Annotated in this window: 23 protein-coding genes, 1 tRNA gene and 6 pseudogenes; 17 read left to right on the plus strand and 13 right to left on the minus strand. The window is 34.8% G+C overall.

Annotation, left to right across the window (positions count from 1 at the left end):
• The first annotated feature begins 7 nt into the window (after positions 1-7).
• From argH to GKR88_10540, 13 genes and pseudogenes are all read left to right on the plus strand, one after another.
• Positions 8-1,282, plus strand: a complete 1,275-nt coding sequence (gene argH, locus GKR88_10480; protein ID QMU64672.1) for an argininosuccinate lyase — start codon at positions 8-10, stop codon at positions 1,280-1,282.
• A 597-nt stretch (positions 1,283-1,879) separates the two neighbouring features.
• A pseudogene (locus tag GKR88_10485) lies at positions 1,880-2,139 on the plus strand (DUF4160 domain-containing protein).
• Between the two features lie 7 nt (positions 2,140-2,146).
• Positions 2,147-2,392 carry a DUF2442 domain-containing protein gene (locus GKR88_10490; protein QMU64673.1) on the plus strand — a complete coding sequence of 82 codons (246 nt, stop codon included), beginning with the start codon at positions 2,147-2,149 and terminating at the stop codon, positions 2,390-2,392.
• Between the two features lie 69 nt (positions 2,393-2,461).
• Entirely contained in the window at positions 2,462-3,166 is a 705-nt protein-coding gene (locus GKR88_10495) for a hypothetical protein (GenBank protein QMU64674.1), read from the plus strand.
• A gap of 446 nt (positions 3,167-3,612) precedes the next feature.
• Entirely contained in the window at positions 3,613-4,173 is a 561-nt protein-coding gene (locus GKR88_10500) for a pyridoxal-phosphate dependent enzyme (protein ID QMU64675.1), read from the plus strand.
• Between the two features lie 128 nt (positions 4,174-4,301).
• Positions 4,302-4,655, plus strand: a complete 354-nt coding sequence (locus GKR88_10505) for a transposase (protein QMU64676.1) — start codon at positions 4,302-4,304, stop codon at positions 4,653-4,655.
• Positions 4,656-4,674: 19 nt separating this feature from the next.
• Complete coding sequence (locus GKR88_10510; protein ID QMU64677.1) at positions 4,675-5,628, plus strand: DDE transposase; 954 nt, start codon at positions 4,675-4,677, stop codon at positions 5,626-5,628.
• A gap of 15 nt (positions 5,629-5,643) precedes the next feature.
• A pseudogene (locus tag GKR88_10515) lies at positions 5,644-6,074 on the plus strand (pyridoxal-phosphate dependent enzyme).
• Between the two features lie 127 nt (positions 6,075-6,201).
• Positions 6,202-6,519 (plus strand): thioredoxin, encoded by a 318-nt coding sequence (trxA, locus tag GKR88_10520; GenBank protein QMU64678.1) that lies wholly within the window; start codon positions 6,202-6,204, stop codon positions 6,517-6,519.
• A 67-nt stretch (positions 6,520-6,586) separates the two neighbouring features.
• Positions 6,587-7,507, plus strand: coding sequence for a DUF58 domain-containing protein (locus GKR88_10525; GenBank protein QMU64679.1), 921 nt, complete (start codon positions 6,587-6,589; stop codon positions 7,505-7,507).
• Between the two features lie 140 nt (positions 7,508-7,647).
• A pseudogene (locus GKR88_10530) lies at positions 7,648-8,763 on the plus strand (ISAs1 family transposase).
• 78 nt (positions 8,764-8,841) lie between these two features.
• Positions 8,842-8,915: transfer RNA gene (locus tag GKR88_10535), tRNA-Asp, on the plus strand.
• Positions 8,916-9,001: 86 nt separating this feature from the next.
• Positions 9,002-10,036: an IS1595 family transposase gene (locus GKR88_10540; protein ID QMU64680.1), complete on the plus strand. Its 1,035-nt coding sequence runs from the start codon at positions 9,002-9,004 to the stop codon at positions 10,034-10,036.
• A 67-nt stretch (positions 10,037-10,103) separates the two neighbouring features.
• Here GKR88_10540 and GKR88_10545 read toward each other — a convergent pair whose 3' ends face one another.
• The 5 genes from GKR88_10545 to GKR88_10565 form a co-directional block, all read right to left on the minus strand.
• Positions 10,104-10,358, minus strand: a complete 255-nt coding sequence (locus GKR88_10545; GenBank protein QMU64681.1) for a hypothetical protein — start codon at positions 10,356-10,358, stop codon at positions 10,104-10,106.
• A gap of 195 nt (positions 10,359-10,553) precedes the next feature.
• Entirely contained in the window at positions 10,554-10,835 is a 282-nt protein-coding gene (locus GKR88_10550; GenBank protein ID QMU64682.1) for a type II toxin-antitoxin system mRNA interferase toxin, RelE/StbE family, read from the minus strand.
• A 7-nt stretch (positions 10,836-10,842) separates the two neighbouring features.
• Positions 10,843-11,088: a hypothetical protein gene (locus GKR88_10555; GenBank protein ID QMU64683.1), complete on the minus strand. Its 246-nt coding sequence runs from the start codon at positions 11,086-11,088 to the stop codon at positions 10,843-10,845.
• Between the two features lie 172 nt (positions 11,089-11,260).
• The gene (locus tag GKR88_10560; GenBank protein ID QMU64684.1) at positions 11,261-11,662 is read right to left on the minus strand and encodes a hypothetical protein; all 402 of its coding nucleotides are present in this window, start codon (positions 11,660-11,662) and stop codon (positions 11,261-11,263) included.
• 11 nt (positions 11,663-11,673) lie between these two features.
• Positions 11,674-12,423: a hypothetical protein gene (locus tag GKR88_10565; GenBank protein ID QMU64685.1), complete on the minus strand. Its 750-nt coding sequence runs from the start codon at positions 12,421-12,423 to the stop codon at positions 11,674-11,676.
• 106 nt (positions 12,424-12,529) lie between these two features.
• Here GKR88_10565 and GKR88_10570 point away from each other — a divergent pair, with 106 nt between their 5' ends.
• Both GKR88_10570 and alr read left to right on the plus strand, forming a co-directional pair.
• The gene (locus GKR88_10570) at positions 12,530-13,147 is read left to right on the plus strand and encodes a thymidine kinase (GenBank protein ID QMU64686.1); all 618 of its coding nucleotides are present in this window, start codon (positions 12,530-12,532) and stop codon (positions 13,145-13,147) included.
• On the plus strand, positions 13,140-14,240 hold the full coding sequence (gene alr, locus GKR88_10575) for an alanine racemase (protein QMU64687.1): 1,101 nt from the start codon (positions 13,140-13,142) through the stop codon (positions 14,238-14,240). The genes GKR88_10570 and alr overlap by 8 nt, the downstream gene beginning before the upstream one ends.
• 41 nt (positions 14,241-14,281) lie before the next feature.
• Here alr and GKR88_10580 read toward each other — a convergent pair whose 3' ends face one another.
• The 6 genes and pseudogenes from GKR88_10580 to GKR88_10605 all read right to left on the minus strand — a co-directional run bounded on the left by GKR88_10580 (position 14,282) and on the right by GKR88_10605 (position 20,900).
• Positions 14,282-15,046, minus strand: coding sequence for an alpha/beta fold hydrolase (locus GKR88_10580; GenBank protein ID QMU64688.1), 765 nt, complete (start codon positions 15,044-15,046; stop codon positions 14,282-14,284).
• A gap of 343 nt (positions 15,047-15,389) precedes the next feature.
• On the minus strand, positions 15,390-16,367 hold the full coding sequence (locus GKR88_10585) for a polyprenyl synthetase family protein (protein QMU64689.1): 978 nt from the start codon (positions 16,365-16,367) through the stop codon (positions 15,390-15,392).
• A 44-nt stretch (positions 16,368-16,411) separates the two neighbouring features.
• Positions 16,412-17,068: pseudogene (locus GKR88_10590) on the minus strand (23S rRNA (adenine(2503)-C(2))-methyltransferase RlmN).
• A 16-nt stretch (positions 17,069-17,084) separates the two neighbouring features.
• Positions 17,085-18,250 (minus strand): IS3 family transposase gene (locus GKR88_10595; GenBank protein ID QMU64690.1). Its coding sequence is split into 2 segments (ribosomal slippage): positions 17,085-18,001 and positions 18,001-18,250, totalling 1,167 coding nucleotides; the frame shifts between segments, so codons are not numbered across the junction.
• Positions 18,251-18,420: 170 nt separating this feature from the next.
• Positions 18,421-19,470 (minus strand): tRNA preQ1(34) S-adenosylmethionine ribosyltransferase-isomerase QueA, encoded by a 1,050-nt coding sequence (queA, locus tag GKR88_10600; protein ID QMU64691.1) that lies wholly within the window; start codon positions 19,468-19,470, stop codon positions 18,421-18,423.
• A gap of 206 nt (positions 19,471-19,676) precedes the next feature.
• A complete protein-coding gene (locus tag GKR88_10605; protein ID QMU64692.1) occupies positions 19,677-20,900 on the minus strand; it encodes a 3-phosphoshikimate 1-carboxyvinyltransferase in 1,224 nt (407 codons plus the stop codon).
• Between the two features lie 60 nt (positions 20,901-20,960).
• On the opposite strand from GKR88_10605, the pseudogene GKR88_10610 reads away from it, so the two are divergent.
• A pseudogene (locus GKR88_10610) lies at positions 20,961-23,291 on the plus strand (glycosyl hydrolase).
• Between the two features lie 30 nt (positions 23,292-23,321).
• Here the strand turns inward: GKR88_10610 and GKR88_10615 are convergent.
• A complete protein-coding gene (locus GKR88_10615; GenBank protein ID QMU64693.1) occupies positions 23,322-24,284 on the minus strand; it encodes an IS1595 family transposase in 963 nt (320 codons plus the stop codon).
• 43 nt (positions 24,285-24,327) lie between these two features.
• Here GKR88_10615 and GKR88_10620 point away from each other — a divergent pair.
• Positions 24,328-25,116: pseudogene (locus GKR88_10620) on the plus strand (glycosyl hydrolase).
• Positions 25,117-25,193: 77 nt separating this feature from the next.
• Here the strand turns inward: GKR88_10620 and GKR88_10625 are convergent.
• Positions 25,194-26,435 carry a hypothetical protein gene (locus GKR88_10625; protein ID QMU64694.1) on the minus strand — a complete coding sequence of 414 codons (1,242 nt, stop codon included), beginning with the start codon at positions 26,433-26,435 and terminating at the stop codon, positions 25,194-25,196.

The following is a 26,435-nucleotide window of genomic DNA, read 5'->3' on the forward strand; positions in this document are numbered from 1 at the left end:
AATAAAAATGAAACTTTGGGATAAAGGGTTTTCCATAGATGAAAAGATTGAAAAATTTACAGTAGGAAACGACAGAGAAATAGACCTGTACATAGCTAAATATGATGTGCTGGCTTCGATGGCACACGCAAAAATGTTAGAAAAAACAAGGATGCTCTCTAAAAAAGAGTTACGACAACTAACAGAAGGACTCAACGACTTGCTGGATCAGATACACAAAAATCAATTTGAAATAGAACCTCACTTTGAAGATGTGCATTCCAAAATTGAATTTGAGCTTATCAAAAAATACGGGGATGTTGGAAAGAAAATCCATACGGCAAGATCCAGAAATGACCAGGTATTAGTTGCACTACATTTGTTTTATAAAGAACAATTGACAGCAATAAAACACAAGGCACATACGCTGTTTGTTACCCTATTGGCATTAGCAGAAACCCATAAAGAAAAGATATTGCCCGGTTATACTCACTTGCAAGTTGCCATGCCGTCCTCTTTTGGACTCTGGTTCGCTTCCTATGCCGAATTATTAGCCGATGATAGTTATCTGTTGAATGCTGTTTTAAAAATAGTAGATCAAAACCCGTTAGGCTCTGCTGCCGGTTACGGAAGTTCGTTTCCTGTTGACAGGGAGTTTACGACGAAAGAATTGCAATTTTCGCAATTAAAATACAATGTGGTTGCTGCCCAATTGAGCAGGGGAAAATCAGAAAGGAGTATTGCCGGTTTTCTGGGCAGTTTGAGCAATACGCTGGCTCGTTTTGCCATGGATATTTGTTTGTATACCGGTCAGAACTTCGGTTTTATTTCTTTTCCGGATACATTGACAACAGGGAGTAGCATTATGCCGCATAAAAAAAATCCGGATGTCTTTGAATTGATTCGGGGAAAATGCAATCAGATACAGGCGTTACACACGGAAATGTTGTTGATAAGTAATAATTTACCCAGCGGGTATCACAGAGATTATCAGTTATTAAAAGAACACATTATTCAGGCATTTATGACTATGCATGAGATTTTGGAAGTTTTAAATTATGCAATACAACAAATACAAGTTCGTGAGATCGACCTGAATGATGATAAGTATGCATACCTCTTTACAGTGGACAGTATAAACGCTCTGGTAGAAAAAGGAGTTTCATTTAGAGATGCTTATAAAGAAATAGGAAATCAGGTAGCAGCAGGAACTTATACCCCAAAAGAAATAAAAAGGCACACCCACTTGGGAAGCATCCACAATTTGAGTTTAGATAAAATTCAACAAAAATTTGAATTATAGAAGAAAATATTGCTGTTGTTATATTGAGCTCGTTTACACTTTTATACCAATTTTTGATGTTTAATAGATTTTACCCATAGCTTTTAAATCATTATAATTTGTCATATTTTTTTGTGTCTTATTGCATGACATCTTCACTAGATTTCAGTCAACAAGTATTTAAAGTAAGGCAAAAGAAGGATCTTACTTTTCAAGAATTAAGTGATCGGTTTGATATTCCAATCCGAACACTTTTTCTGATTTGAAAAAATATGACTACTTTTAAACTAATTAATAAGAATGAAAAATTGTTATTTCAAAAATCGCAACTTTTCATATGCGTGAAACGTTGGCAAACATTTAAAAGAAAGAACTTTAAAGAAATAAACTAAAAAACCCGTTGTGCATTTTGATAAAATTCGTCAATTCGAGTAAATTTTTCTCATTTTCAATCGAAAAATTTGTATCGAGAATAGAATTTTTGCTCTAAATATGTTCTCGATACGATTTTTCGTAGCTCAAAATCACTCGAACTGACGTTTAAATTTACTTTTTAGTTCAAAATGCACAACGGGTTAAAAATTTGTAATTTTATCACTTTAGTAGGATCTTAAAGAGATGCCGGAAATTAGCAGATTTTATGGAATAATTATTAGAATGTTCTTCAACGATCGCAATCCGCCCCACACTTCCATGTAGAATATGGTCAATATAAATGTGTTGTTAATTTGAATGATGAGGTTGTGAACGGTTTTATGCCAAAAAGAGCTCTAAAGTTAATTTTTGACTGGTTGGATCTGCACAAAGAAGAATTGCTAGATAATTGGGATAGATGTCAAAATAACCTTAAACCAAATGCCATAGAACCATTAAAATAATTGGATTATGAAATTAATTTGGATTACAAATGCACAATATTTATCTGATTATAAAATTAATTTAACGTTTAATGATGGATTAAATGGAGTAGTTGATTTGAAAAATTCTATTAAAGGTGAAGTTTTTAAGCCTTTAAAGAACATTGATTATTTTAAGCAGTTTAAGAAAAATAGCTGGACAATTGAGTGGGATTGTGAAGTTGACTTTGCTCCTGAATTTTTATACCGGTTAACTGAAAGGACTAAAGGTTAAAAGCATATAAAACATGGATAGAAACTTATCAACCTTAGTAAAGAGAATAAAAAAGGTTAAAAACCTTGATTGAAAAATAATGAATCGCAGGGTATGGTAATTTCTGTAAAATGTGATTTAAGACATCCACATCACGATAATCCAGGAAGTCAGTCATTAGATTTTCAATTTAGAAAGAAACTTAAGAATGATTCGATAAAACTCTACGATGCATTAGAGAAACTAAAAGATAAGCATAATTGTGACGGGTTGTTCTATAACTGGGTTGATGAATTAGAAAATATTCAAATAAATTCAAACAGAATATTCTTGTTAGCAGGAATTGATGCAATATCTGATCATAAAGAGGAAATTGAGTTACTAAGAAGTAGAAAAGATGAAATAATATTGAAAGGGGTTTCCAGTTTATGTAAAGTTAGTAATGGCAAAAAAATTAAACATTTAGCTATACCAATAATTGGAACTGGTGCTGGAGGTGTCAATGAACACGAATCAATACATTCTATACTTAAAGGGATAAATAGCGCTGCATTTAAAAATCAGGCTCCTGAAACAATAACTCTCTTTTTCTGGCCAAAAGGAAATGATAAAAAAGAAAAGGATGCTTGGTATTCAAAAAGAGTAAGAATGATGCATTCTTTTATGAAAAGTGAAATCAAAAATGGAGAAAATGGTAAAGACTATAATATTTGGGCTTGTGATTATCCTATAAAATCATTTATACAAATATTAGTATTATTAATAGCTTGTCTGCATCAGTGGACTTATTTATAGTTACAGAGAAGGAGAAAACAACACATTAACTATGACAGTAATAATTGAAAACACTATTAAATGGATAATATTAACTACGGGAATATTTACACTTAAAACAGGTTCGTTTTCATTACCAAAACCTCTTAATTTTAATGCAATATTGATTCTCTTTATTGCTATAATTTTTGTATCCCTTTGGGAATGGTATAAACTAGGAGATATTCCAAAAAAGAAAAGCAGCTAACAATGGTAGCTGTAGCACAACTCTAATTTTTCAAAAATAATGCGCGTTATAAGCTATTTATAAAGAGGATCTATTCTTTAAGTTGTGCTTTTTAGCTAACATTAGAAGTGTTTAATACCAAGTAGTGTAGCGCAAAAAATTCATGTAGGCTCAAGGTCAAGAAAAATGTAAAATTTATATAGTAATCTTAAATGATTATTTTAGTTGTCAAATTAAAAGCATGCTTCCGGGTAAAGCACTCCTTATAAAGGCAAAAGCAACTGTAACACCTTTTGTACATAACACTCCCGTATTGACTTCTACATTGATCGATGAGTTAGTAGGAGCAAGGATCTATTTTAAATGCGAAAATTTTCAGAAAATGGGTGCTTTTAAAATGAGAGGAGCAGTTCATCATATGATGAATTTACCTGAAGAGCAAAGAGTTAAAGGGGTCGTTACACATTCTTCGGGAAATTTTGGGCAGGCAGTAGCACTATCTGCTAAAAATCTGGGAATTGATGCATATATCGTAATACCTGCCAATGCACCCCGGGTAAAAAAAGATGCTGTAAAGAGTTACGGAGGAAAAATCATAGAATGCAAACCTACTATTGAGGCTAGAGGAAGAGCGACGAAGCGAATTCAAAAAGAAACAGGAGCTGCCTTTATACATCCTTCAAATGATATGCACGTTATTTTAGGAAATTCAACCGCAGCTCTGGAATTGCTTGAAGCGCATGCGGATTTGAACGATATATATGTGGGATCAGTCACAAAAGTTGTGTGTGAGTTCAGATGAAGATTAATTGTTAATTGAAGATTGAATGAAGTGTGTCTTTGCGAGTGAAACGAAGCAATTAGGGATCAGGGTCAAAAGTTTTGTGTGGATTGAATTAAAGTTTTGATCTTTGTAAAAAAAAACAGAGATTGGAATTATCCTTAGACCTTTTAAAATTCATCTTACCTGAGATGCTCGTAGAACATTTTGATTTGGTAAGACACACTCATCGAAATGAGGAACTTCATTTGTATTTTGAAGAGCGTAATGTTGTTCCTAAAGAAGTCATAAATCCTAATGTAATTGCTCATGGTTTCCACAAAGAGATTACTATTGAAGACTTTCCTTTGCGTGGAAACACTGTGTATCTTCACGTAAGGCGACGTAGATGGTTAGATAAAGAGACTAGGCAAATCATTCAAAGAGATTGGAATCTAGTAGCTCAGGGAACTCGCATGACAGGTGAGTTTGCTGCTTTTTTAAAAGAGATTAGTCGATACTGAGAAGAGTGATTGCAAAACCATTGCAAGAATCTATGGCGTGAATGGGAAGAAGTTCCAAAGGCAGTATCGAGATTATTTGAGTGAGTTTAAACAGTGGAAGGAAAAGTCTCATGCCAAAGAGTGGTTGATCTTCCCTGAGAATATAGGAACTCGATTATCTATCGACGAAGTAGCCTTATCAAAAGGAGAACTCTACACCATCGTTACCAATAAAAAAGCTAAAGGAAAGAAAGGAAGTATTGTGGCGATCATAGCTACTACCAAAGCAGAACCTATTATCAAACACCTATTTAAAATCTCATCTGCGAAAAGAAACAAGGTCAGAGAAATTACCCTAGATATGGCGAACTCCATGAAGCTGATTGCCAAACGGTGTTTCCCCAAAGCCATACAAGTAACCGATAGATTCCATGTACAGAAACTAGCTCTAGAAGCACTTCAAGAAATTAGGATCAAACATCGATGGGAAGCCATAGATACAGAAAATGAACGGATCAAACTTGCCAAAACCAATAACAAAGAATATTACCCTGAAATATTAGAAAATGGAGATACCATAAAGCAACTCTTGGCTAGAAGCAGATACTTACTCTACAAAGCACCAAGTAATTGGACAGAAGATCAAAGAGTAAGAGCTAACATCCTCTTTAAAAGATATCCTGATATCAAAACAGCTTTTAAGCTCGTACAAGGACTTAGAAATATCTTCAACACAGCAAACTCAATACAAGTCGCTTATACAAAACTAGCGCATTGGTATAAAGATGTAGAACAAACAGCATACAAGGCTTTTAATACCATAGCAAACTCTATCAGGCTTAACTATAGATCAATATTGAATTACTTCATTAATAGAAGTACTAATGCAGCGGCAGAATCTTTCAATGCCAAAATCAAAGCCTTTAGATTACAATTTAGAGGGGTCAAAAACACAGAATTCTTCCTCTATAGATTAACTACAATTTTTGCATAAACACAACAATTAGTCTTGATCCTATATGTGCCCGTTGGCGGCGGAGGGTTGATTGCCGGAACAGCACTGGCAACTCATTATTTTGGAAAAAATTGTAAAACGATTGGCTGTGAACCCAAAGAAGCAGATGATGCGTACAGGTCTTTACAATCAGGGGTCATTGAAAAAAATAAAACAGCAAATACTATAGCTGACGGATTACGAACGTATTTGGGAGATCAAAACTTTCCGATTATTAGAAAGTTGGTAGAAAAAGTGGTGTGTGTGGAAGAGCAAGAAATCATTAGTGCGATGCAGCTTGTATGGGAGCGTTTAAAAATTGTCATAGAGCCTTCTAGTGCAGTGGCTTTTGCAGGGTTGCTAAAGCACAAGCAACATATCGGGGGGGAAAAGTAGGAGTTCTTTTTTCAGGAGGAAACATAGATGTGAGAAATTTACCTTTTTAAATAGTAAGGATAGAGAAGGTTGATAGACAGATACGGAAAAGCAATTCCTTGTTTTAGAGTCAGGTTAAATAATTGCTTATTTTTGTATCGGAATTTAATGAGTTAAATAATTTAAAAGATCAATAAAATGGCATTAGAAATTACAGATGCAACGTTTGAAGAGGTTGTATTAAAATCAGATAAACCCGTATTGGTAGATTTCTGGGCAGCATGGTGTGGCCCTTGTAGAATGGTTGGGCCCATTGTGGATGAAATTCACGCAGAATACGAAGGAAAAGCCGTCGTAGGTAAAGTAGATGTAGATGCAAATCAGGAATATGCAGCAAAGTATGGAGTGCGTAATATTCCGACAGTACTGGTTTTTAAAAATGGCGAAATAGTAGATAAGCAGGTAGGTGTTGCACCAAAGGATGTCTATACCGGGAAGATTGACGCTGTGCTTTAAAAACATTAACAATTTATATGAATGAAAGGTTTGGTCAATGCCAAACCTTTTTTTATGTTTGGGAAGTATGAATTTATCAGCAGTACAATCTTCGGAAATTAAAAATCTCGACTTATTGGCAAAACAAGTAGTGGAAGGATTCATTACGGGTATGCATAAGAGTCCTTTTCACGGTTTTTCGGTAGAGTTTTCCGAGCATAAGTTATATAATAAAGGCGAAAGTACGCGTCATATCGACTGGAAACTCTTTGCTAAAGCAGAGAAGCTCTACACCAAAAAATACGAAGAAGAAACCAATTTACGATGTCATATTATTATAGATAACTCAGCATCTATGTACTATCCCTTGGCCAAAGAACAACGTTTGGATAACTTGAACAAAATTGGGTTCTCTGTAGTAGCTGCCGCTGCAATGATGGAATTATTAAAACGGCAACGAGATGCAGTGGGTTTAAGTATTTATGCTGATTCCTATGAATATTATGCTCCGGAGAAGGGAAGTAACCGGCATAGAAAAATGTTACTGCATCAACTGGAGCGTTTGTTAACCGCTACTTCTTCAAAAAAGACGGATACGTATCAATATTTGCATGAAATTGCAGAGAAAATACATCGCAGGTCGTTAATCTTCTTATTCACGGATATGTTTCAAGCCGATACAAAAAGCGAATGGCTATTTGAAGCGTTGCGTCATTTAAAATACAACAAACATGAAGTAGTGCTGTTTCATACATATGATGCACAAACAGAATTGAATTTTAATTTTGATAATACGCCTAAAAAATTTGTAGACGCGGAGACTAATGAAGCTATTAATTTATATAGTGAAACGATGCAGGAAGCATATTATAATGTAATGCAAAGCTATTTCAGTGATCTAAAAAATAAGTGCCTGCAATACAAAATAGATTATGTTCCCGTAGATATTTATAAAGGGTACAATGAGATTTTAACAAGCTATTTGATCAGTCGTCAGAAAATGCTATAATTTTCAGGGCAAACGCATTAAACTTTTTAAAAACCCTATTGATATGTAATGTTCTTAATTCATTGAGATTCAGTTAGTTATTAGTTGTTTATGTTATTGATTGTTTGTATATTATACTGATAATCAATAATTTAATAGTTTTGAAAACAACAAACAAACTAAAGACCATATTCGGTCAAATTCCTGATTTTAGACGCACCCACAAGCAACTTTACGATTTAGAGAGCATCCTTCTTATCGGGATAATTTCAGTTATTTGTGGTGCAAATTCATGGAATGAAAAGGAAGACTATGCCTATTCAAAAGAAGATTTTTTACGCTCTTTTTTAGATCTACCCAATGGCATAACCTTCTCACGACACTTTTAATCGTGTATTCTCTAATATTGATAGTGTAGAATTTGAAACATGTTTTATACAATGGGTTAGTATGTTAGCTAAACTGCAACCCAAAGAAGTAATTGCTATTGATGGTAAAACCATTAGAGGGGCTAAGGCATCTGGTAAAAAATCCCCTGTACATATGGTAAGCGCTTGGGCAAATGAAAACAACTTAGTTTTAGGGCAGGTAAAGACCCATGAAAAATCTAATGAAATTACTGCAATTCCAGAATTACTAAAAGTGTTATCATTAAAGATACTATTGTAACTATTGATGCTATGGGATGTCAGACAGATATAGCTACTGCCATTGTTGACAAACAAGCGGACTATATTTTAGCTGTAAAACAAAATCAAGCACAATTATATCAAAATATTGAAGATGAATTTAGATTTGGTGAAAATATAGCAACCTCTATAAGTGAAGAACTAGACCATGGAAGGATAGAAACCCGAAAATGCAGTGTTATGACAAACTTTCAATGTATTCCACCGGATAATAAATGGGATAGTCTTACTGCTATTGTTAAAATAGAAAGCAAGCGTGAATTTAAAAACTCTGATAAACCAATAGAAACAGCTACACGCTATTATATATCTAACACAAAGGCTAAGCCTAAAGATTTTCAAAAAACCATACGTTCACATTGGGGTATTGAAAATAAACTGCATTGGACCTTAGATGTTGCATTCGAAGAAGATGCTTCTAGAAAAAGAAAAGATAATGCTGCGCAAAACTTTTCTATTCTAAACAAAATTGCGCTTAATCTTCTTAAAAATGAAAAAGCATCTAAAGTTGGTGTCAAAAGTAGAAGATTAAAGGCTGGATGGGATAATCATTACCTCATTAAAGTGCTAAATCTTATGAAAGTTTAATGCGTTTGCCCTGTATAATTTTTAGATTTTTTTGAAAATAAAAAAAACTCATGTATATTTGCAGCCGCTTTAGGCAACGGTTTGGTAGTTCAGCTGGTTAGAATACATGCCTGTCACGCATGGGGTCGCGGGTTCGAGTCCCGTCCAGACCGCAGGTAAGAAAAAGCCTCAGAATAGGAATATTCTGGGGTTTTGTTTGGCTCTAGTTAATAACAGCTATTATTTGTATATTTAATACATGAATTTACAAGAAATAAAGCGAGGAATTTCCAAACTTTCCCCATCTGAAAGGCAGGAATTGTTAAAAGAATTGTCAACATCACCAAAAGATTCAGTTCCAACGGTAAGAAGCCAAGAATCTAGGCGTTTTTTATTAGACAATAAGTTAGGTTGTTGCGCCCATTGCTGGCATCCAAAGTATGTAAAATTTGGTATTGACAAAGGCTCTCAGCGCTATAAGTGTAAATCCTGCAAACGCAGTTTTACAGAATACACAGGTACTTGGATGGCAGGTTTGCAACATAAGGACAAGATTGATGACTACCTTGAATTAATGCTAGAAGAAAAGAGCTTAGATAAGATAAAAGTAGCCTTATCGATAAACAAGAAAACGGCTTTTGACTGGCCTCATAAGATATTAGTCCCATTATCAGAAAACGATAAAGATGATTTTACAGGCATTACAGAAAGTGATGAGACCTTCTTTTTAAATTCAGAAAAAGGGCGACCAGTAAATCATCGGGAATCAAGAAAACGTGGTGGTAGCTCTAAAACCAAAGGCATCAGTAATGATCAAGTAGCTGTTATTGTAACCCAAGATAGAACATCTAATCCAGATATTACTGTAGCCACTATGGGAAGATTAAAGAAAATAGATATTGTAAATGCTATTGGCAGCAGAATAAAGGCAAGTAAAGCCATTTTATGTAGGGACACACATCTAAGCTACAAAGGATTTGCAATAGACAATAAAATAGAGCATCACACTCTAAAAGGCGTCATAAAACAACGTGTCAAAAACAAAGTGTATCATATACAACATGTCAACTCAACTCATAACAGAGTTAAGAAATGGATAGATAACAAGTTTTGGGGAGTATCTACCAAATACTTGCAACAATATTTGAACTGGTATCGCATCAAAGAAAAATTAAAATATAGAAACGATAAACTCAATGCCTTTGTAAATAAAGTGTCAGAACATATTAATGCGTATCAAAAATATCAAAATATTGGATTGAAGTATCAAAAATTAATATCAACGCAATTTTAAACTAGAGGGTTTTGTTTTTCTAAATTTATTATCTTTACGGGCATAAGTGAGGGCAAATTGGCAAAAGTTAGTGTAAAATACGCGACAAATTAGCGACAAAAGTGACCGGAGAAATCCGGTCTCTTATCGGTAGTTCAAGTTCACTTTGAGTAAGTTTGTATGCAACCCAAAAAGGTTGCTCATGTTCCTCTGAATAACACAGCGTAAATTGATCATATCTCACTATCTCTCCTTTTTTACCTTTAGGAGTAAAATCAAAAGATTGAGAATAGGAAAAAAGACAAGCAGCAAAAAAGCAACCGAAAAAAGTAAATCGTTTCATAAGAGGGTATTTTTAATATGCTCGCTAAAATATAAAAAACTACCTCCGTTTCCTAAGGTGGCTTCATTAGAAATTGCTATGAGGTACAACTCAAGCTCAATGAGCTTGCTTTCTAACTCCCTCTTGTATTGCTCTAAGGACTGTTACAATTGAGAATCTTAAAAAAGTACTTTCTTTATTATACGTCACTTAGTATTATTGAAACAAATCCGAATGTGAACCTAATCGAACAAGTTTTATCGTTTTGGGTTTTTCTACTTGTATCCAAATAATAAGTAAATCAGGTTTAATATGGCATTCCCAATTATCTTTATACTTTCCCTTTAATTTGTGAGGTTTCATTTGAATAAGAATGCCTTCAAACCCTTGTAATTGCAGTATTTTCAATACAGAACGAACCATATTAAAATCGCCAAAATTCTTTCTAACCTTTTTTAGATCTTTTTTAAACCGGGTAGTCGCTACAAGCTGATACATATATCATTTACAAATTTTCTAAATATTCATCTAAGTCATTAATAGGAGTTAGATTGATATTTTTTCTTGCATCATTTATCGCTTGAACTGTTTCATCATTAGGAATATTTCCTACTACTTGATATAAAATATACTCAATATAGTTATTAAGACTTCTCTTCTGAGCTTTTGCTTTTTCTCTCAGAAGTTCTAATAATTTCTCATCAATTCTAAAAGCTGTTTGTGTTTTCATAAATTCAAATTTGAATAACATAATGTTATACAAATATAATACAAATGTACTTTATACCGGTAATTTCAAGTGATAAATGGTATGAATTCTATAAACCTACGTGTCTCTTTGATTTTTGGTAATACTTACTTTACCTATTCCCTTCCGGGTGTTTTTTACCAAAACGGTTCTTTATTGAGGGAAAACTAAGGATTCATTGTGGTTTATAATCTTCATATGATTTTTCTTCTATTAAGTCCGACCCTGTGAATATATTGATCGCTTTTTTAATATCCGAACGATCGTCATTGGTGTAATATACCGAACGAGCCAGATGAACAAAGGTTTCTCCAAAGTTGCCCGAGCGCTCACATTCTCTGATATCATCTTCTATTTTCCATAATTTTTTATTTACCAGAAGCAAGTCGTTTTGTAGTTTTTTTAGATGTTTTTTATCATCTTTACTTGCCTTATAAATGCTCTCAACAATGGGAGTTAAAACATTATATTCATTCCGAATATTCGTCAATTTTTTAGCATCTTTTATCTCGGAAAGCTTAATTTCTAAAATTGTGAGCTTATCTATAATTTCTCCGTTGGAAACTTCTATTTTCATAGAACCCTTTTTTATAAAAATTTACGTTCTACAATACTTATAAAGCGTTCTTCAAACTCCTCTTTATCTGTCCAATCGTAATCCGGTTTTACTACCTTATTAATGAACCTCTTGGCTTCTTTTTCTGTTTTGATGATATTTAATTGTGAAACTATCCTGTTAAAATCTTCCTGACTTCCGTCAAATAAATTCTTGACAAAAGCAATTCGATCGTTCAAACCAATCTGAATATCTCCCTGTAGTGCATCGTTTAACGATTTTTTTGCAACATTTTCAAACAAATCGGCAACAACATCTACCGGAATCGTGTCTTCTAATTCATCTTCTAAAGAACTTTTTTTATTTTCAGAAGGTTTTTTCTCATCATTTTTCTTTGATTTTTCTTCTGTAAACAAATCATCGGTTGATTTTTCATCTTCATTTTGAACTTTTATATCGGGTTTGTCAAGGTGCTCTTCGGAGTTTTGCTGTTCTAAAGTTTTTCCCTGAGCTTTTATGTTCTCCATTTCGGGTTCCGTAGAAGTGCCGGTTTCTTCCATCTCCTTTTCAATATCGGCAGCTGCTATTTTTTCGATAATAGCTTCTTTCGTATAAGTTGGATTTGGAGTACTATTGATATATTCCTCCACATATGCCAGTACAGCTAATTTTTCATAAACAGCATATGCCTTTTCTTTTAAAGCAACAACATCTTCTTTGTTTTTCATTTGCAAAATACTATGAGCCAAACTGGTCAAATCTGCTGCTAGTTTTTTGTGCATAAGTTATGTTCTTTAATTCTCGTTTGAACTGTTTTTTTAATAAATTTGTTATTCCCCTTAATTACAAACTATAATATACAATCATTTATAAGCCTAAAATTACAAAATGTTTCTTGAAAATACGGTAAATCATGTAGAACAATTTGGTTGGATAGAAGTAATTTGTGGTTCCATGTTTTCCGGTAAAACCGAAGAATTAATAAGAAGGCTTAAGAGGGCCCAGTTTGCCAAACAAAATGTAGAGATTTTTAAACCTGCAGTAGATACCAGATATGATGACGAAATGGTAGTCTCTCATGATGCTAACGAAATCAGGTCCACTCCGGTTCCTGCATCTTCTAACATTCGGTTATTAGCAAATAATGTAGATGTTGTGGGGATAGATGAAGCACAGTTTTTTGATGATGAAATTGTAGCTGTTTGTAATGACTTGGCTAATAGGGGTATTCGGGTGATTGTTGCGGGTTTGGATATGGACTTTAAAGGAAATCCTTTTGGACCTGTGCCTGCATTAATGGCTACAGCCGAATATGTAACCAAAGTACACGCCGTTTGTAGCAGAACAGGAAATCTGGCAAATTACAGCTTCCGAAAAACTTCAAACGATGCCATTGTTTTTTTAGGAGAAACCCAAGAATATGAGCCTTTAAGCAGAGCTGCATACTATAAGGCTATGAAAGAGGTAGCGCAGAAAAAAAGAAAAGCAGCAAAAAGAGATGAATAATCATGTAACGGTTTTGGAGATTGATGCAAATGCATTAATGCATAACCTTGATTATTTTAGAAAAAAACTCAACCCTTCAACAAAAATATTAGCTGTGGTAAAAGCGTTTGGCTATGGAAGTGACGGGGTTAAAATAGCTTCTTTTTTACAAGATAAAGTTGCTTATTTCGGTGTGGCTTATACACACGAAGGTATAGCCTTAAGAAAATCCGGAATTCAAACTCCGATTTTAGTCTTACATCCTCAAATCCAAAATTTTAAGTATTTGGTACAATACCATTTGGAGCCTGCAGTTTATAGTATCAAACTGCTTACCTCCTTTTTAAAATTTGCCGATGAGCACACGCTGACAAATTATCCGGTTCATTTAAAATTCAATACCGGTTTAAACAGATTGGGCTTGTGGCACAATGATATACCACTCATTTGGGATAGGATCAAAGCTTCCGATCATATTAAAGTGATATCTGTTTTCTCGCATTTGGCTGCCAGTGAAGACCCTCATGAAAAAGATTTTACCATTGGGCAAATCGATAATTTTAAAGTCATTGTAGAAAAACTGTGCAAGCATTTGGATAATCGGCCTATGATTCACACACTAAACACTTCGGGCGTTATTAATTATCCTGAAGCACAATTTGATATGGTGCGGATTGGTATTGGTTTATATGGTTTTGGGAATGACAAAAAGGAAACTTCCCAGTTAAAAAACACGCATAAATTAAGTTCTGTTATTTCTCAAATCCATAAGATTGAACCGGGAGAAACAGTAGGTTATAATCGTGCTTTTGCTGCCAAAAACTTTTCTAAAATTGCTACTATCCCTATTGGACATGCAGATGGGATTTCAAGAAAATCAGGTCACGGAAAAGGGTATGTAACTATTCAAAATCAGAAAGCACCTATCGTTGGAAACGTATGTATGGATATGATAATGGTTGATATTTCTAAAATTGATTGTAAAGAAGGGGATAAGGTTATCATTTTTGACACTCAGGAAACCATCCTGCATTTTGCCAACATTTCCGATACCATTTCTTATGAGATTTTGACTGCTATCTCTCAAAGAGCACAGAGAGTACTCATCTCTTAAAAGCTTGCTTATCTTAAAAAAATCAGGTAAAAACTATTTATTTAGCTCACAAACCCCATTACTAAATCGTAAAATTCTTGTGGTTTTTCAGCATGCAACCAATGTCCTGTGTCTGCCATAGTTATAATTTCAGCATTTGGAAAATGAGCTTTGATGGCAGGTTCTTCTTTGTCCGTAATATACCCCGAATTTTCACTGGCTATAAATAAGACATTGCCATAAAAAGATGTAAAATTGGGCAGTGCTGCTCCTATTTTAGAATTATTTTCCGATAGTGATTTTAAGTTAAACCTAAAATTCAGTTGCCCTTTTTCTTTCCAATATACATTTTTCATTAAAAATTGCCTGACACCGATTTCCGGTATCAACTCACTTAATTTTTCATCTACTAACTGCCTGGAATTATGTACGGAAAAATCAATCGAATGTAATCCTTTCAGTATTTCATTGTGGTGAGGCTTATAAGTGCCTGGGGAAATATCCGCGATCACTAATTTTTGGACAAACTCCGGATAGGTTACTGCAAATAACATTGCCGTTTTACCTCCCATAGAGTGTCCTAATAAAATACAGTTCTTTATATGATGATGCTTTATATACGCATGTAGATCGCTGACCATAATTTCATAATTAAAATCAGCTGCATGAAAACTACGGCCATGATTGCGTTGATCTATCAAATGAACTTCAAAATCCTCTGCGAATTTGTTCCCCAGAGATTTCCAGTTATCACCCATGCCAAAATATCCGTGTAATATCAGAAAAGGCACTCCCCGGCCAATAATTTTTGAATGTAATATATCCATTTTATACTATGCTGTAACTTTAAAAATCATTAACTGCCCGTTGGTACGTCTAATTGTGTTTTTTGATTCTGAAGATTTAATAAGTTTCATTTATAGTGCCATAAAAAATTAAGCTCTAGTTCATTTTAGGTATTATGCCTTTCACTCCTGATATTGCTGAGCTCTGAATGCTTTTTACTTCTAATTTGACTCAAAATTCAATAGAAAGAATAAATAATCGTATTTATCAATGCTATTTCAAACTAGAGCCAAAAATTATTATAAAATACTCATTACCTACATTTTAAAAGCGTTTTTAATCCACTTCTTTCTTAAACTCATAACTGTCTAACTTTTAACTTGATTAAATCTTACGTTCTACCACGTAATCAATCATTTTAATCAATGAACTTTTATACGGAGAGTCTTTGTAATTGCTCAGAATTGCAAGTGCTTTGTTTTTATAAGCATGCATAGTAGCAATGGTATATTGTATTCCTCCGCTCTGCTTAACAAAATGAATGAGTTCTTTTATTCTTTTTTTCTCTTTATTGTGCTTTTTTATAGAATCAATAATCCATGCTTTATCTTTTTCCGAACTATGGTTAAGCGCATAGATCAGCGGTAAAGTCATTTTTTTCTCTTTAATGTCTATTCCGATAGGTTTCCCGATTTTTTCATCGGAATAATCAAATAAATCATCTTTGATTTGAAAAGCCATTCCGATATACTGCCCAAACATTCTCATTTGTTGGATGGTCTCTTGATTTACTCCTACGGAGGCTGCTCCGATGCCACAACAAGCAGCAATTAATGTAGCTGTTTTCTGACGAATAATTTCAAAATAAACATCTTCGGTAATGTCTAGCTTTCTTGCTTTTTCAATTTGTAATAATTCTCCTTCACTCATTTCGCGAACTGCAATAGAAATGAGTTTTAACAGATCAAAATCTTCATTATCTATAGAGAGTAACAACCCCTTGGAAAGTAAATAATCGCCTACTAAAACAGCAATTTTGTTTTTCCAGAGCGCATTGATAGAAAAAAATCCCCTTCTGCGGTTACTGTCATCCACAACATCGTCATGTACTAAGGTAGCCGTGTGAATTAATTCCACTATGGAAGCTCCTCGATAGGTTCGCTCATCAAATCCTCCGTCAGAGGCCATTTTTGCAGTTAAAAAAACAAACATCGGGCGCATTTGTTTTCCTTTTCTTCGTACAATATAATAAGTAATTCTATTGAGCAGCGGGGCTTTGGAGATCATTGCATCTTTGAATTTACTTTCAAAGAGCTCCATCTCTTTTTTGATAGGCTGTTTTATGTTTTCAACTAGCTTCATGTAGTACTACAAAAGTACAAAATATAAGCCTATACGGAAATATACTACGATTTATTTGCTAATTGCCCGCAAGCCGCATCGATATCTTTCCCCCTCGAACAGCGAACATTTACCACAATATCATATATTTCCAAGTGAGATATATAATTCTGAACCACTCTTGAATCGGCCTGCCGAAATGTTCTGTCACCAATCGGGTTGTATGCTATCAAATTTACTTTGCAAGGAATATGCTGACAAAAATCTACTAAAGCTTTGATATCTTCTTCTCTGTCATTGATTCCATCCCAGACTATATATTCATAGGTTACTTTTCGCTTGGTTCTTGAATACCAATACTTTAAAGATTCAGCCAAATCTTGCAGAGGAAAGGTTTTGTTAAAAGGCATAATGGAAGTTCTTTTTTCGTCTACAGCGGAATGTAGCGATACGGCAAGATTAAATTTTACCTGATCATCCGCCATTTTTTGAATCATTTTCGGAACTCCGGATGTCGACACTGTTATCCTTTTTGATGACATTCCCAAGCCTTCAGGTGAAGTGATCTTATCAATTGCCTTAAGTACATTATTATAATTCATCAGAGGTTCTCCCATTCCCATAAAAACAATATTAGATAATTTACGATCGTGATATAACCTACTTTGTTTGTCTATGACTACAACCTGATCGTAAATCTCATCGGGGTGGATATGCAACAAAAAATGGTACAAAAAGTTAAGCTACATTTTTGATTTGATATAATTTTTCAAATTCGATGATATTTTTGTAACCAAGAGCAGAATGTCTTCTGTATCTGTTGTACCAAGTTTCTATGTATTCAAAGACTTTAATTTGAAGACTTTTGTTGGATATAAACTTATTGTCTATCATTAGTTCTGTTTTGATTGTTTTAAAAAAAGATTCAGCTACTGCATTATCCCAACAGTTTCCTTTTCTACTCATACTGGGTGTTACATGATAACTTTTAAGGATATTAACAAACGCATGAGATGCGTATTGTACACCTCGATCAGAATGAAAAATCATACCTTCACAAGGCATTCTGTTGTTTACAGCCATTCTCCATGCAGCAATGATAGTTTGTCTTGCTTTGAGTCCATTGCTCAAAGACCAACCAATGACTTTACGATCAAACAGGTCAATAATTACCGTTAAGTACAGCCATCCTTGTGCAGTCTTTAAATAGGTAATATCAGAAACCCATTTCTGTGCAGCAGCGGTAGCTTTAAAATCTCTATCCAATACATTATCAGCTACTGGATATTGATGCTTAGAATCTGTCGTGACAACAAATTTCTTTTTACGAACTGCTTTAATCCCGTGTTTTTTCATCAATCGTGCTACCCTAGACCTATATACTTTAAACCCTTTAGCTTTGAGTTCCTCTGTAATTCTAGGACTTCCATAAGTAGATTTACTTCGCTCACAGATACGGTGAATCTCAGAGAGTAGCATACGATTTTTTCCATCTCTATCTGATGGAACATAATTCTTACTCCTGTAATAACTGTTTCTACTAATTTTAAAAATTTTACACATCTTCCCAACCGGATATTCTCTACTGTAATCTTTGATAAATTTCAATACTTCCGATCGCTCTTGGAGAAGATGCTCACGGCCTTTTTTAAGATATCCCGCTCCATGGTAACATCCTTGAGCTGTTTACGTAATCGCTCTAACTCTTTCTGATCTTCTGTGAGTTGTTTGACGCCATTACCGCTAAAAGCTAAATCAGGACGCTGTTCTAATTCTCTACGCCATCTGTAAATAAGATCTGCACTGATTCCCAATTCCATGGCAATCTGCTTTGTGTTACCTCGTACATTGCTTAATTCTACTGCTTTAATTTTAAACTCTTTACTGTATTTTCTTCGTTTCATATGGTTAAGTTATTTTAGATAAAATTAGCTTAACTCTTTGTCACTCTAAATGTAGCAAGTCCAATTTTCTCTTTTGCAGAGGATAGGAGAAAAGTAAAAATTCATCAGAAAGAAAAAGAGCTATGAAAATTTACAACCCCTCACACTAAATGAATTACTACATTAATCCGTTATAAAATCAACATCGCATCTCCATAAGAATAAAACTTGTACTCTTCTTTTACTGCTTCTTTATACGCTTTCATAATGAAGTCATACCCTACAAACGCGGCAGTCATCATCAATAAAGTTGATTGTGGCATATGGAAATTCGTAATCATACTATTCGCAATACTGAAATCATAAGGAGGGAAAATAAATTTATTTGTCCATTCTTCATAGGAATTCAACCGGCTATCTGCAGATACTGAAGATTCTATGGAACGCATTACTGTTGTTCCAACGGCACATACTTTATTCTTTTGATCCAAGGCATTGTTAATGGTCCGTGTGCTATTTTGTGGAATGATAATTTGCTCGGAATCCATTTTATGTTTTGATAAATCCTCCACTTCCACCGGGCTAAACGTACCTAAACCAACATGTAATGTCAATTCGGCAAAATCAACTCCTTTAATTTCCAGGCGTTTCATCAGGTGTTTGGAAAAGTGCAAACCGGCAGTAGGTGCAGCTACTGCGCCTTCATTCTTAGCAAATATGGTTTGATATCTTTCTCCGTCCGAAGGCTCAACAGCTCTCTTTATGTATTTTGGCAACGGTGTTTGCCCTAATTCTACTAATTTATTTCTAAACGCTTCATAGCTGCCGTCAAATAAAAAACGTAATGTTCTCCCTCTTGAGGTAGTATTATCAATTACCTCGGCTACCAAACTATCATCTTCTCCAAAAAATAATTTATTTCCAATCCTGATTTTTCTGGCCGGATCAACCAAGACATCCCACAATCTGTTTTCGGGATTTAATTCCCTTAGCAGAAATACCTCAATCCTGGCACCTGTCTTTTCTTTATTACCATACATTCTGGCAGGAAAGACCTTGGTATTGTTTAAAATCATTACATCTCCTTCACCAAAATAATGAATAAGGTCTTTAAACACCTTATGTTCTATTGACTGATCTTTTCTGTTTAATACCATTAAGCGAGATTCGTCCCTGTGCTCCGAAGGATATTCTGCCAGTAAACGAAGAGGTAGATCGAATTTGAAATGAGATAGCTTCATCTAAATTGTTTTTTTATAATGGTGGCAAATATACGATCTACAAACTGCCCTTGTCAAGTATTTTTAGATATCGAATCTAAAAAGCAATAATAAATTTTATTATTAAAAAAAGGATTTTTAACGAGTATAAAACTTAAAACTTTCAAACCAGAAAATATAAGGCTAAATCAATATAAGCAGATACCCTATCTAACAAAAATCTCTACTTATGAAAGTATATATCCCAACTGCTTCATGTCCTGCCAAAAATTACGATATGATTTTGTAACAACATTTGCATCTAATATATACAATGAAGTCAATAATCCTAACGGAGCAAATGCCATAGCCATCCGGTGGTCGTGATATGTTTCAATGGCTACGCCGGAATGTATTTTCGAAGCAGGTTTTAAATCTAAACGCTCATTAGTAACCGTAATATCCGCTCCCAGTTTTGTCAACTCATTCTTTAGTGCTTCCAATCGGTCTGCCTCTTTGATCTTCAGCGTATGCAAACCCGTTAAACGGCAACCTATTTGCAATCCAAAACAGGTTACGGCAATGGTTTGCGCAATATCGGGAGCCTTGTTTAAATCAATCTCCAGAGGTTTTTTACAAGATGCTGCCACCTTCTTTAGTACAATTGTATTTTCCTTAAAAATCGTTTTCACTCCAAAATACTCATAAATTGCTGCAAGTACGGCATCGCCTTGTAAACTCTCTTTTTTATAAGATGACAGCGTAATTTCAGAACCAAGGCTACTCAATGCCGCCACGGAATAAAAATAAGATGCGGAACTCCAGTCAGACTCCACAACCACAGATTGTTTTTTAAATCCCCGTAAAGGCTTTACCTTAATGATTTGATTTTCAAAATAAGTTTCAACCCCCAATTGGTTTAATAATGACAATGTCATATTTATATAAGGAATTGAAGTAATTTCACCTAATAGCTCAATCGTCAATCCATGGGTCAGACGAGTAGCAATCAGAAGTAATGCGGAAATATATTGACTGCTTACATTTCCGCGAATTTTAACAAAATCCTTTGTCAGTTTTTTTCCGGAAATTTTCAAGGGAGGATATCCTCCTTTATCTATATAAGAAATGTCAGCTCCCAAATCTTTCAGAGCGCCTACTAAAATTTGTATCGGTCGGTTATGCATCCTGTCCGATCCGGATATAATTACCATCCTCCCCTTTTGTATGGCAAAAAATGCCGTAAGAAACCGCATGGCTGTTCCGGCATGCCCGATATTTATTTCGTTTTTTTTTGTAGATAATGCTTCTTGCAAGTGGTGTGTATCGTCCGAGTCGGATACATTTTCAATAGCAATTTCCGGAAATAATTTTTGAAGAATTAACAGTCGGTTCGACTTGCTTTTGGATCCGGAGATGCTCAGATGCCCACTTATCAATTTATTTTCAACACCTTGAATATGAATTTTCATAAATACTTCACTCTAATAATAAATACCTAAATTTAGACTTCTTAAAACAACCTGACTAAAATGAAAAAAATAATTTTTGTTCTTATATGCTTTCTCATTTCCGAAAGCTACAAAGTTAATGCTCAAAAAAAAGCTACCAAATATTCCAAAATATATTTTAATGCCACTAAATGGCGCAATATTGGCCCATTTCGAGGTGGACGAAGTGCTGCTGTAACGGGTGTTCCCGGTAAGGCCAACCTCTTTTATATGGGTACTACGGGTGGCGGAGTATGGAAAACAACGGATGCCGGGAATACCTGGGAGAATATTTCTGATGGTTTTTTTGGAGGTTCTGTGGGTGCTGTTGCCGTTAGCGAATGGGATCACAATGTCATCTATGTTGGCAACGGTGAAAAAACCGTACGCGGAAATGTTTCTTCAGGTGATGGAATCTGGAAATCTGTCAATGCAGGAAAAACATGGAAACATATGGGGCTTAAAAATGCGCGTCATATTCCCAGAGTGCGAATCCACCCTAAAAATCCCGATATTGTATATGCAGGAGTATTAGGGGATCTGTTCAAATCTTCCGAAGACAGAGGTGTTTATAAATCTGTTGACGGAGGAAAAACATGGAATAAAAAATTATTTGCTAACAAAGATGCCGGGGTTATAGATTTAATCATCGATCCGAATAATCCCAGAATTCTATATGCCACTACCTGGAATGTTAGAAGAACCCCCTACGGTTTATCTAGTGGCGGATAAGGGTCTGCTTTGTGGAAAAGTACTGACGAGGGTGAAACCTGGACAAATATTTCTGCTAATAAAGGGTTGCCGGAAGGAATTTGGGGCATCAGCGGTATTACAGTATCGCCGGTAAACTCCAATATTGTCTGGGCTTTGATAGAGAATAAAAAAGGCGGTGTTTATAAATCTGTCGATGCGGGAAAAACATGGAGATTAATTAACAGTGAGCGCAAACTACGGCAGCGCGCATGGTATTATACCCGTCTGTATGCAGATACACAAGATGAAAACGTACTATATGTTTTAAATATTCGCTACCACCGCTCTACCGACGGAGGAAAAACCTATAAAACATACAATGCCCCGCATGGAGACCATCACGATTTATGGATTGCTCCGGAAGATAACCAACGTATGATTATTGGCGATGATGGTGGCACCCAGGTTTCTTTTGATGCGGGAATCAATTGGACTACTTATTTGAACCAGCCCACAGCACAATTTTACCGTGTTACTACCGATGATCATTTCTCTTACCGGATCTATGGAGCTCAACAGGATAATTCTACCGTTAGAGTTTCACACAGAACACAGGGGCGTTTTATCGGTGAAAAGGACTGGGAAGCTACTGCCGGAGGAGAAAGTGCACATATAGCCATTGACCCTAACAATAATGATATTGTTTACGGAGGAAGTTATGGTGGCTTATTGACCCGTAAAAATCATACGACAGGAGAAACAAGAGCCATTAATGTTTGGCCGGATGATCCTATGGGACACGGAGCTGAAGATTTTAAATACCGTTTTCAGTGGAATTTTCCTATTTTGTTCTCACCTCATCAAAAAAACAAATTGTATGCTGCCTCAAATCACTTACATGTTACAACAAATGAAGGACAGTCATGGAAAGTAATAAGCCCTGACTTAACCCGAAACGATCCCAAGACACTGGGGCCTTCCGGCGGACCTATTACAAAAGACAATACAGGCGTTGAATATTACGGAACTATTTTTGCTGTCAACGAATCAAAATATGAAGAGGGTTTGATTTGGACAGGTTCTGATGACGGGTTGGTTTATATAACAAAAAACGGTGGTAAAAGCTGGATGAACGTTACTCCTGAAAAAATGCCGGAGTGGATGATGATCAACTGTATTGAAGTAGATCCTTTCCATAAAGGTGGTGCATATATTGTCGGAACAAAATACAAAACCGGAGACTACCGGCCCTATATTTACAAAACGGAAAATTACGGAAAATCCTGGAAGCAAATCACCGATGGAATTGGTTCGGAAGATTTTACACGTACCCTGAGAGCTGACCCAAAGCGTAAAGGCTTATTATATGCAGGAACGGAAAGAGGTGTGTATATCTCTTTTGACGAAGGGGCTAATTGGCAAAAATTTCAGCTAAATTTACCCATTGTGCCTATTACGGATTTGGCTACTAAAAACAATCATCTGATTGCAGCTACACAAGGCCGTTCTTTTTGGATGATTGATGATCTGACACCACTACATCAGTTAACTGTCAATCTGATGAGACAGGATGTTATTCTGTTTAAACCTCAGGACAGTTATCGAATGGGTGGCGGGCGCGGAGCCACTTCAAAAACTCGTGGAACCAATCATCACGGTGGCGTTGCTATCAATTTTTTTAGGCTAAGTTCTAATTAACATATTAAATAGTTATTGTTTATATTCATACCATACGCTATTTGAAGCAATAGCAGTAACAGCGGTCATTTTGCTAGTGGAATTCTTAATTTTTTCAAGAACCAAGAACCAGTTCAAGTAATTTTGAAGGTACTTTGTTGCAACACCATTGAAAGACTCCATAAATTTTCTCAATCGCATATCCATATTATTAACATTTTGTACGTGGTACACTTTATCTATAGTTCGCTGTCCTTTTGAGGCGTTAAACTTTTTATGATTAAGTGTATTTGCTTTTGCAAAAGCACCATAACTTCTATGACTATCACTACAGATGACCTCTACTTTGTTGAGCTTTCCTTTGAGTACTTTATCTAAGCCCTTTTTACTTATACGACCTCTGGTTGCTACTTTAAAGTCTTTGTTTCCAGATCTATCGCAAGTAGCAATTACGGCTACTTTTTCATTGCTTATGCCCGCTTTGCTTGCTTTCTCACCGCGTTGTCTTGGTTTTCTATCTAAATGACGATTTCCTTTTTCTGAATAAGCGAAGAACAAATCGTCACTCTCAACAATACCTTGAAATTCTTCTACTGAAACACTAGAAAATGAGGTGAGTAATTTGTGTCGCCAATCAAAAGAGGTTTGAATGGATATCCCTGTTTCTTTGGCACTTTTCCTAATACTATAGCCAGACAATAGGCAGTATAGATACTTGCTTAATTTGTCTTTCTTCTTTATACCATACCAAAACTTGCCTGTAGTCTCACTAAAGTTCTTCTTACAATCATTACAAAAATAACGCTGAACACCTTTGAGTTTACCATTGGCTCGAATACGTTTCTTTGTACAATGTGGACAGGTAATAGCTTTATCCTGTTTATCATCTTTAACAGCACTCCCTTGCAAAGACAGTGATAGTAAAGACGACACAATCTCTTGCTGAGTAGCTGTAGAACTGTTTGTGAAATAATCTCTAAAATCTGATGGAATCATATAATCTGTTTTTATCAAAGATAATACATATATTTATTAGAACTTAGCTATTTTTATTAGAGAAAATGCAGAAAAAGATACTGTTTCAATTCATATTTATGATAGCAAAGACACACTGATTAAAACGTTTAGCGCAAAACCTGACCAAGAGAAAAAAGAAGGAAAACTAACCGTAAAAGACGGGAATAACATTTTTTATTGGGATATGATGTATCCCGGAGCCGAGCGTGTGAAAGGAATGATCTTATGGTGGGCTTCTTTAAACGGCCCTATGGCCTTACCCGGCACTTATAAGGTGACCTTAAAAGTAGAGGAAACTTTAAAATCTAAAAATTTTACCATCCTTAAAAATCCTGTTTCCGAAACTACTTTGGCAGATATAAAGGCGCAGTTTTATTTTATTAACGATATCAATGAAAAAGTAACTGAAATTCACAAAGCGTTAAAAAAGGTAAAGAAGGCCAGAGCCAGGATAAAAGCCTTTACAAAAACAGTCAAGGACAAAGAAAAACACAAAGCGCTGTTGGAATATGCAGATGCTCTGGTAAAAGATATGACAAAGGTTGAAGAAACATTATATCAAACAAAAAGTAAGAGTAATCAAGATCCGTTGAACTTTCCCATTCGTTTAAACAACAAATTGGCGCACTTAAATTCGTTGACCAGAATTGGCAGTTATGCCCCTACGCAACAGGCTATTGATTTTAAAAATGAAATCAGCAAAGAGATTGACAAAGAGTTGGCCAAGCTCTATGATATTTTCAACCACCGAATAAAAACACTTAATGAGAAAATAAAAGACAGCCGGATTGACTTGATTCGTTTAGATTAACCTTTTAAATCAAATCTTGTAAACCAAACCCTGAAACTTTTAAACTTATAAATAGTCAAGGCTTAATAACTACTCAATCAGCGACGTTTCATTTTTTCAGATAAGAATAAACTCAATAATACAAAACATGTAAAAGCATAGAAACCAAATAATAAACTGGAGTTATTAGTAGTCAGTACCGCATTTGATCCGGTAAGTGCTTGCAATTGGTTTAACTGCTCTGTTATAAGGCCGTCAAAACCCAGGTAAGCCATAAAAATAGCAATTACAAAAACATCAGCCATAGACCACTTTCCTGTTTTAAAAACCATAAACCTGATCACGGAATTATTTTGTAATTGATGGTTATATATATAGATGATAGAAGTTATTAATTTCGAAAGCGGAAAAGCCGCGCTAAATAAAAATACAAGTCCACCTACAAAAAACAAATCTATCCTGTTTTGAGCAATCATTAATTCTACAACTTCCATAATGCTTTTACTCTTGTAAAATAGTACTTGATCTTTAAATTGAATGTTTTCTCCTAAAAACGGAAAGTTGAGTTCGGATATTCTGGCATCAATGGCAATCATCGGTAAAAAGACCCCTAAAAACAGCAGTATTAAAGCATAGGAGGTAAAAAGTAAAAAGGTTATATTATTGGTATTTTTTAAAAATAATATTATAAAGACGATTATCATAAACACAACTAATAATGTGTAGTGATAATATTCTTTGTTTACATTATTTTGAACTATTTTTTCTGTTATAATGGCTATCGTATCTGTTTTATCTTTGCCGTTGTACTTTTTAACAATGTTATTTAATGTCGTATAATCGGTTGTTAAAAATGTATCTTTTGTATAAGCATCCAGTTGAGTTTCCAGATATTGCCGTAACATTTCCTGACTATCTCCGCTAATTAAAAAATCATAAATCTGGTCTGTAAAAACTGGAATTTCTTTTTTTACCTGGTCAAAAATCCCTGACATAGAAGAAATACTTTTTCTAAAAAAACCGGCAATACCACCCGTTGAACTTTCGGTAAATTTCTTTTCAAAATCATCTATGGCTTTATTCAGAAAAGCCATAATTTCTTTTTTGAGGACTTTTTCATCGGTGTTTTCCAAAGTAAAATCATTTATTTTGGAAGCTATTACATTGGCAAATACACTTTTCCATTTATCTACATTAAACAAACCATATTTGATATTGGAAAGTTCAATCAAATCATCAGTATATATCTGGTTTAATTTCTCCTGTTGATATATATGATAACTTAAAAGCAGAGTGGCACCTACTAAAAGGGCCAAAAAAGATAATCTTATTGTTTTCAT

The sequence above is a fragment of the Flavobacteriaceae bacterium genome (genome assembly GCA_014075215.1).
Taxonomy (GTDB): domain Bacteria; phylum Bacteroidota; class Bacteroidia; order Flavobacteriales; family Flavobacteriaceae; genus Polaribacter.

Bases quoted from the DNA above. Each gene is read 5' to 3' on its own strand.
- argH (QMU64672.1), top strand. From the start codon at position 8: ATGAAACTTTGGGATAAAGGGTTTTCCATAGATGAAAAGATTGAAAAA.
- GKR88_10490 (QMU64673.1), top strand. From the start codon at position 2,147: ATGAAATTAATTTGGATTACAAATGCACAATATTTATCTGATTATAAA.
- GKR88_10500 (QMU64675.1), top strand. From the start codon at position 3,613: ATGCTTCCGGGTAAAGCACTCCTTATAAAGGCAAAAGCAACTGTAACA.
- trxA (QMU64678.1), top strand. From the start codon at position 6,202: ATGGCATTAGAAATTACAGATGCAACGTTTGAAGAGGTTGTATTAAAA.
- GKR88_10525 (QMU64679.1), top strand. From the start codon at position 6,587: ATGAATTTATCAGCAGTACAATCTTCGGAAATTAAAAATCTCGACTTA.
- GKR88_10540 (QMU64680.1), top strand. From the start codon at position 9,002: ATGAATTTACAAGAAATAAAGCGAGGAATTTCCAAACTTTCCCCATCT.
- GKR88_10545 (QMU64681.1), bottom strand. From the start codon at position 10,358: ATGAAACGATTTACTTTTTTCGGTTGCTTTTTTGCTGCTTGTCTTTTT.
- GKR88_10550 (QMU64682.1), bottom strand. From the start codon at position 10,835: ATGTATCAGCTTGTAGCGACTACCCGGTTTAAAAAAGATCTAAAAAAG.
- GKR88_10555 (QMU64683.1), bottom strand. From the start codon at position 11,088: ATGTTATTCAAATTTGAATTTATGAAAACACAAACAGCTTTTAGAATT.
- GKR88_10560 (QMU64684.1), bottom strand. From the start codon at position 11,662: ATGAAAATAGAAGTTTCCAACGGAGAAATTATAGATAAGCTCACAATT.
- GKR88_10565 (QMU64685.1), bottom strand. From the start codon at position 12,423: ATGCACAAAAAACTAGCAGCAGATTTGACCAGTTTGGCTCATAGTATT.
- GKR88_10570 (QMU64686.1), top strand. From the start codon at position 12,530: ATGTTTCTTGAAAATACGGTAAATCATGTAGAACAATTTGGTTGGATA.
- alr (QMU64687.1), top strand. From the start codon at position 13,140: ATGAATAATCATGTAACGGTTTTGGAGATTGATGCAAATGCATTAATG.
- GKR88_10580 (QMU64688.1), bottom strand. From the start codon at position 15,046: ATGGATATATTACATTCAAAAATTATTGGCCGGGGAGTGCCTTTTCTG.
- GKR88_10585 (QMU64689.1), bottom strand. From the start codon at position 16,367: ATGAAGCTAGTTGAAAACATAAAACAGCCTATCAAAAAAGAGATGGAG.
- queA (QMU64691.1), bottom strand. From the start codon at position 19,470: ATGAAGCTATCTCATTTCAAATTCGATCTACCTCTTCGTTTACTGGCA.
- GKR88_10605 (QMU64692.1), bottom strand. From the start codon at position 20,900: ATGAAAATTCATATTCAAGGTGTTGAAAATAAATTGATAAGTGGGCAT.
- GKR88_10615 (QMU64693.1), bottom strand. From the start codon at position 24,284: ATGATTCCATCAGATTTTAGAGATTATTTCACAAACAGTTCTACAGCT.
- GKR88_10625 (QMU64694.1), bottom strand. From the start codon at position 26,435: ATGAAAACAATAAGATTATCTTTTTTGGCCCTTTTAGTAGGTGCCACT.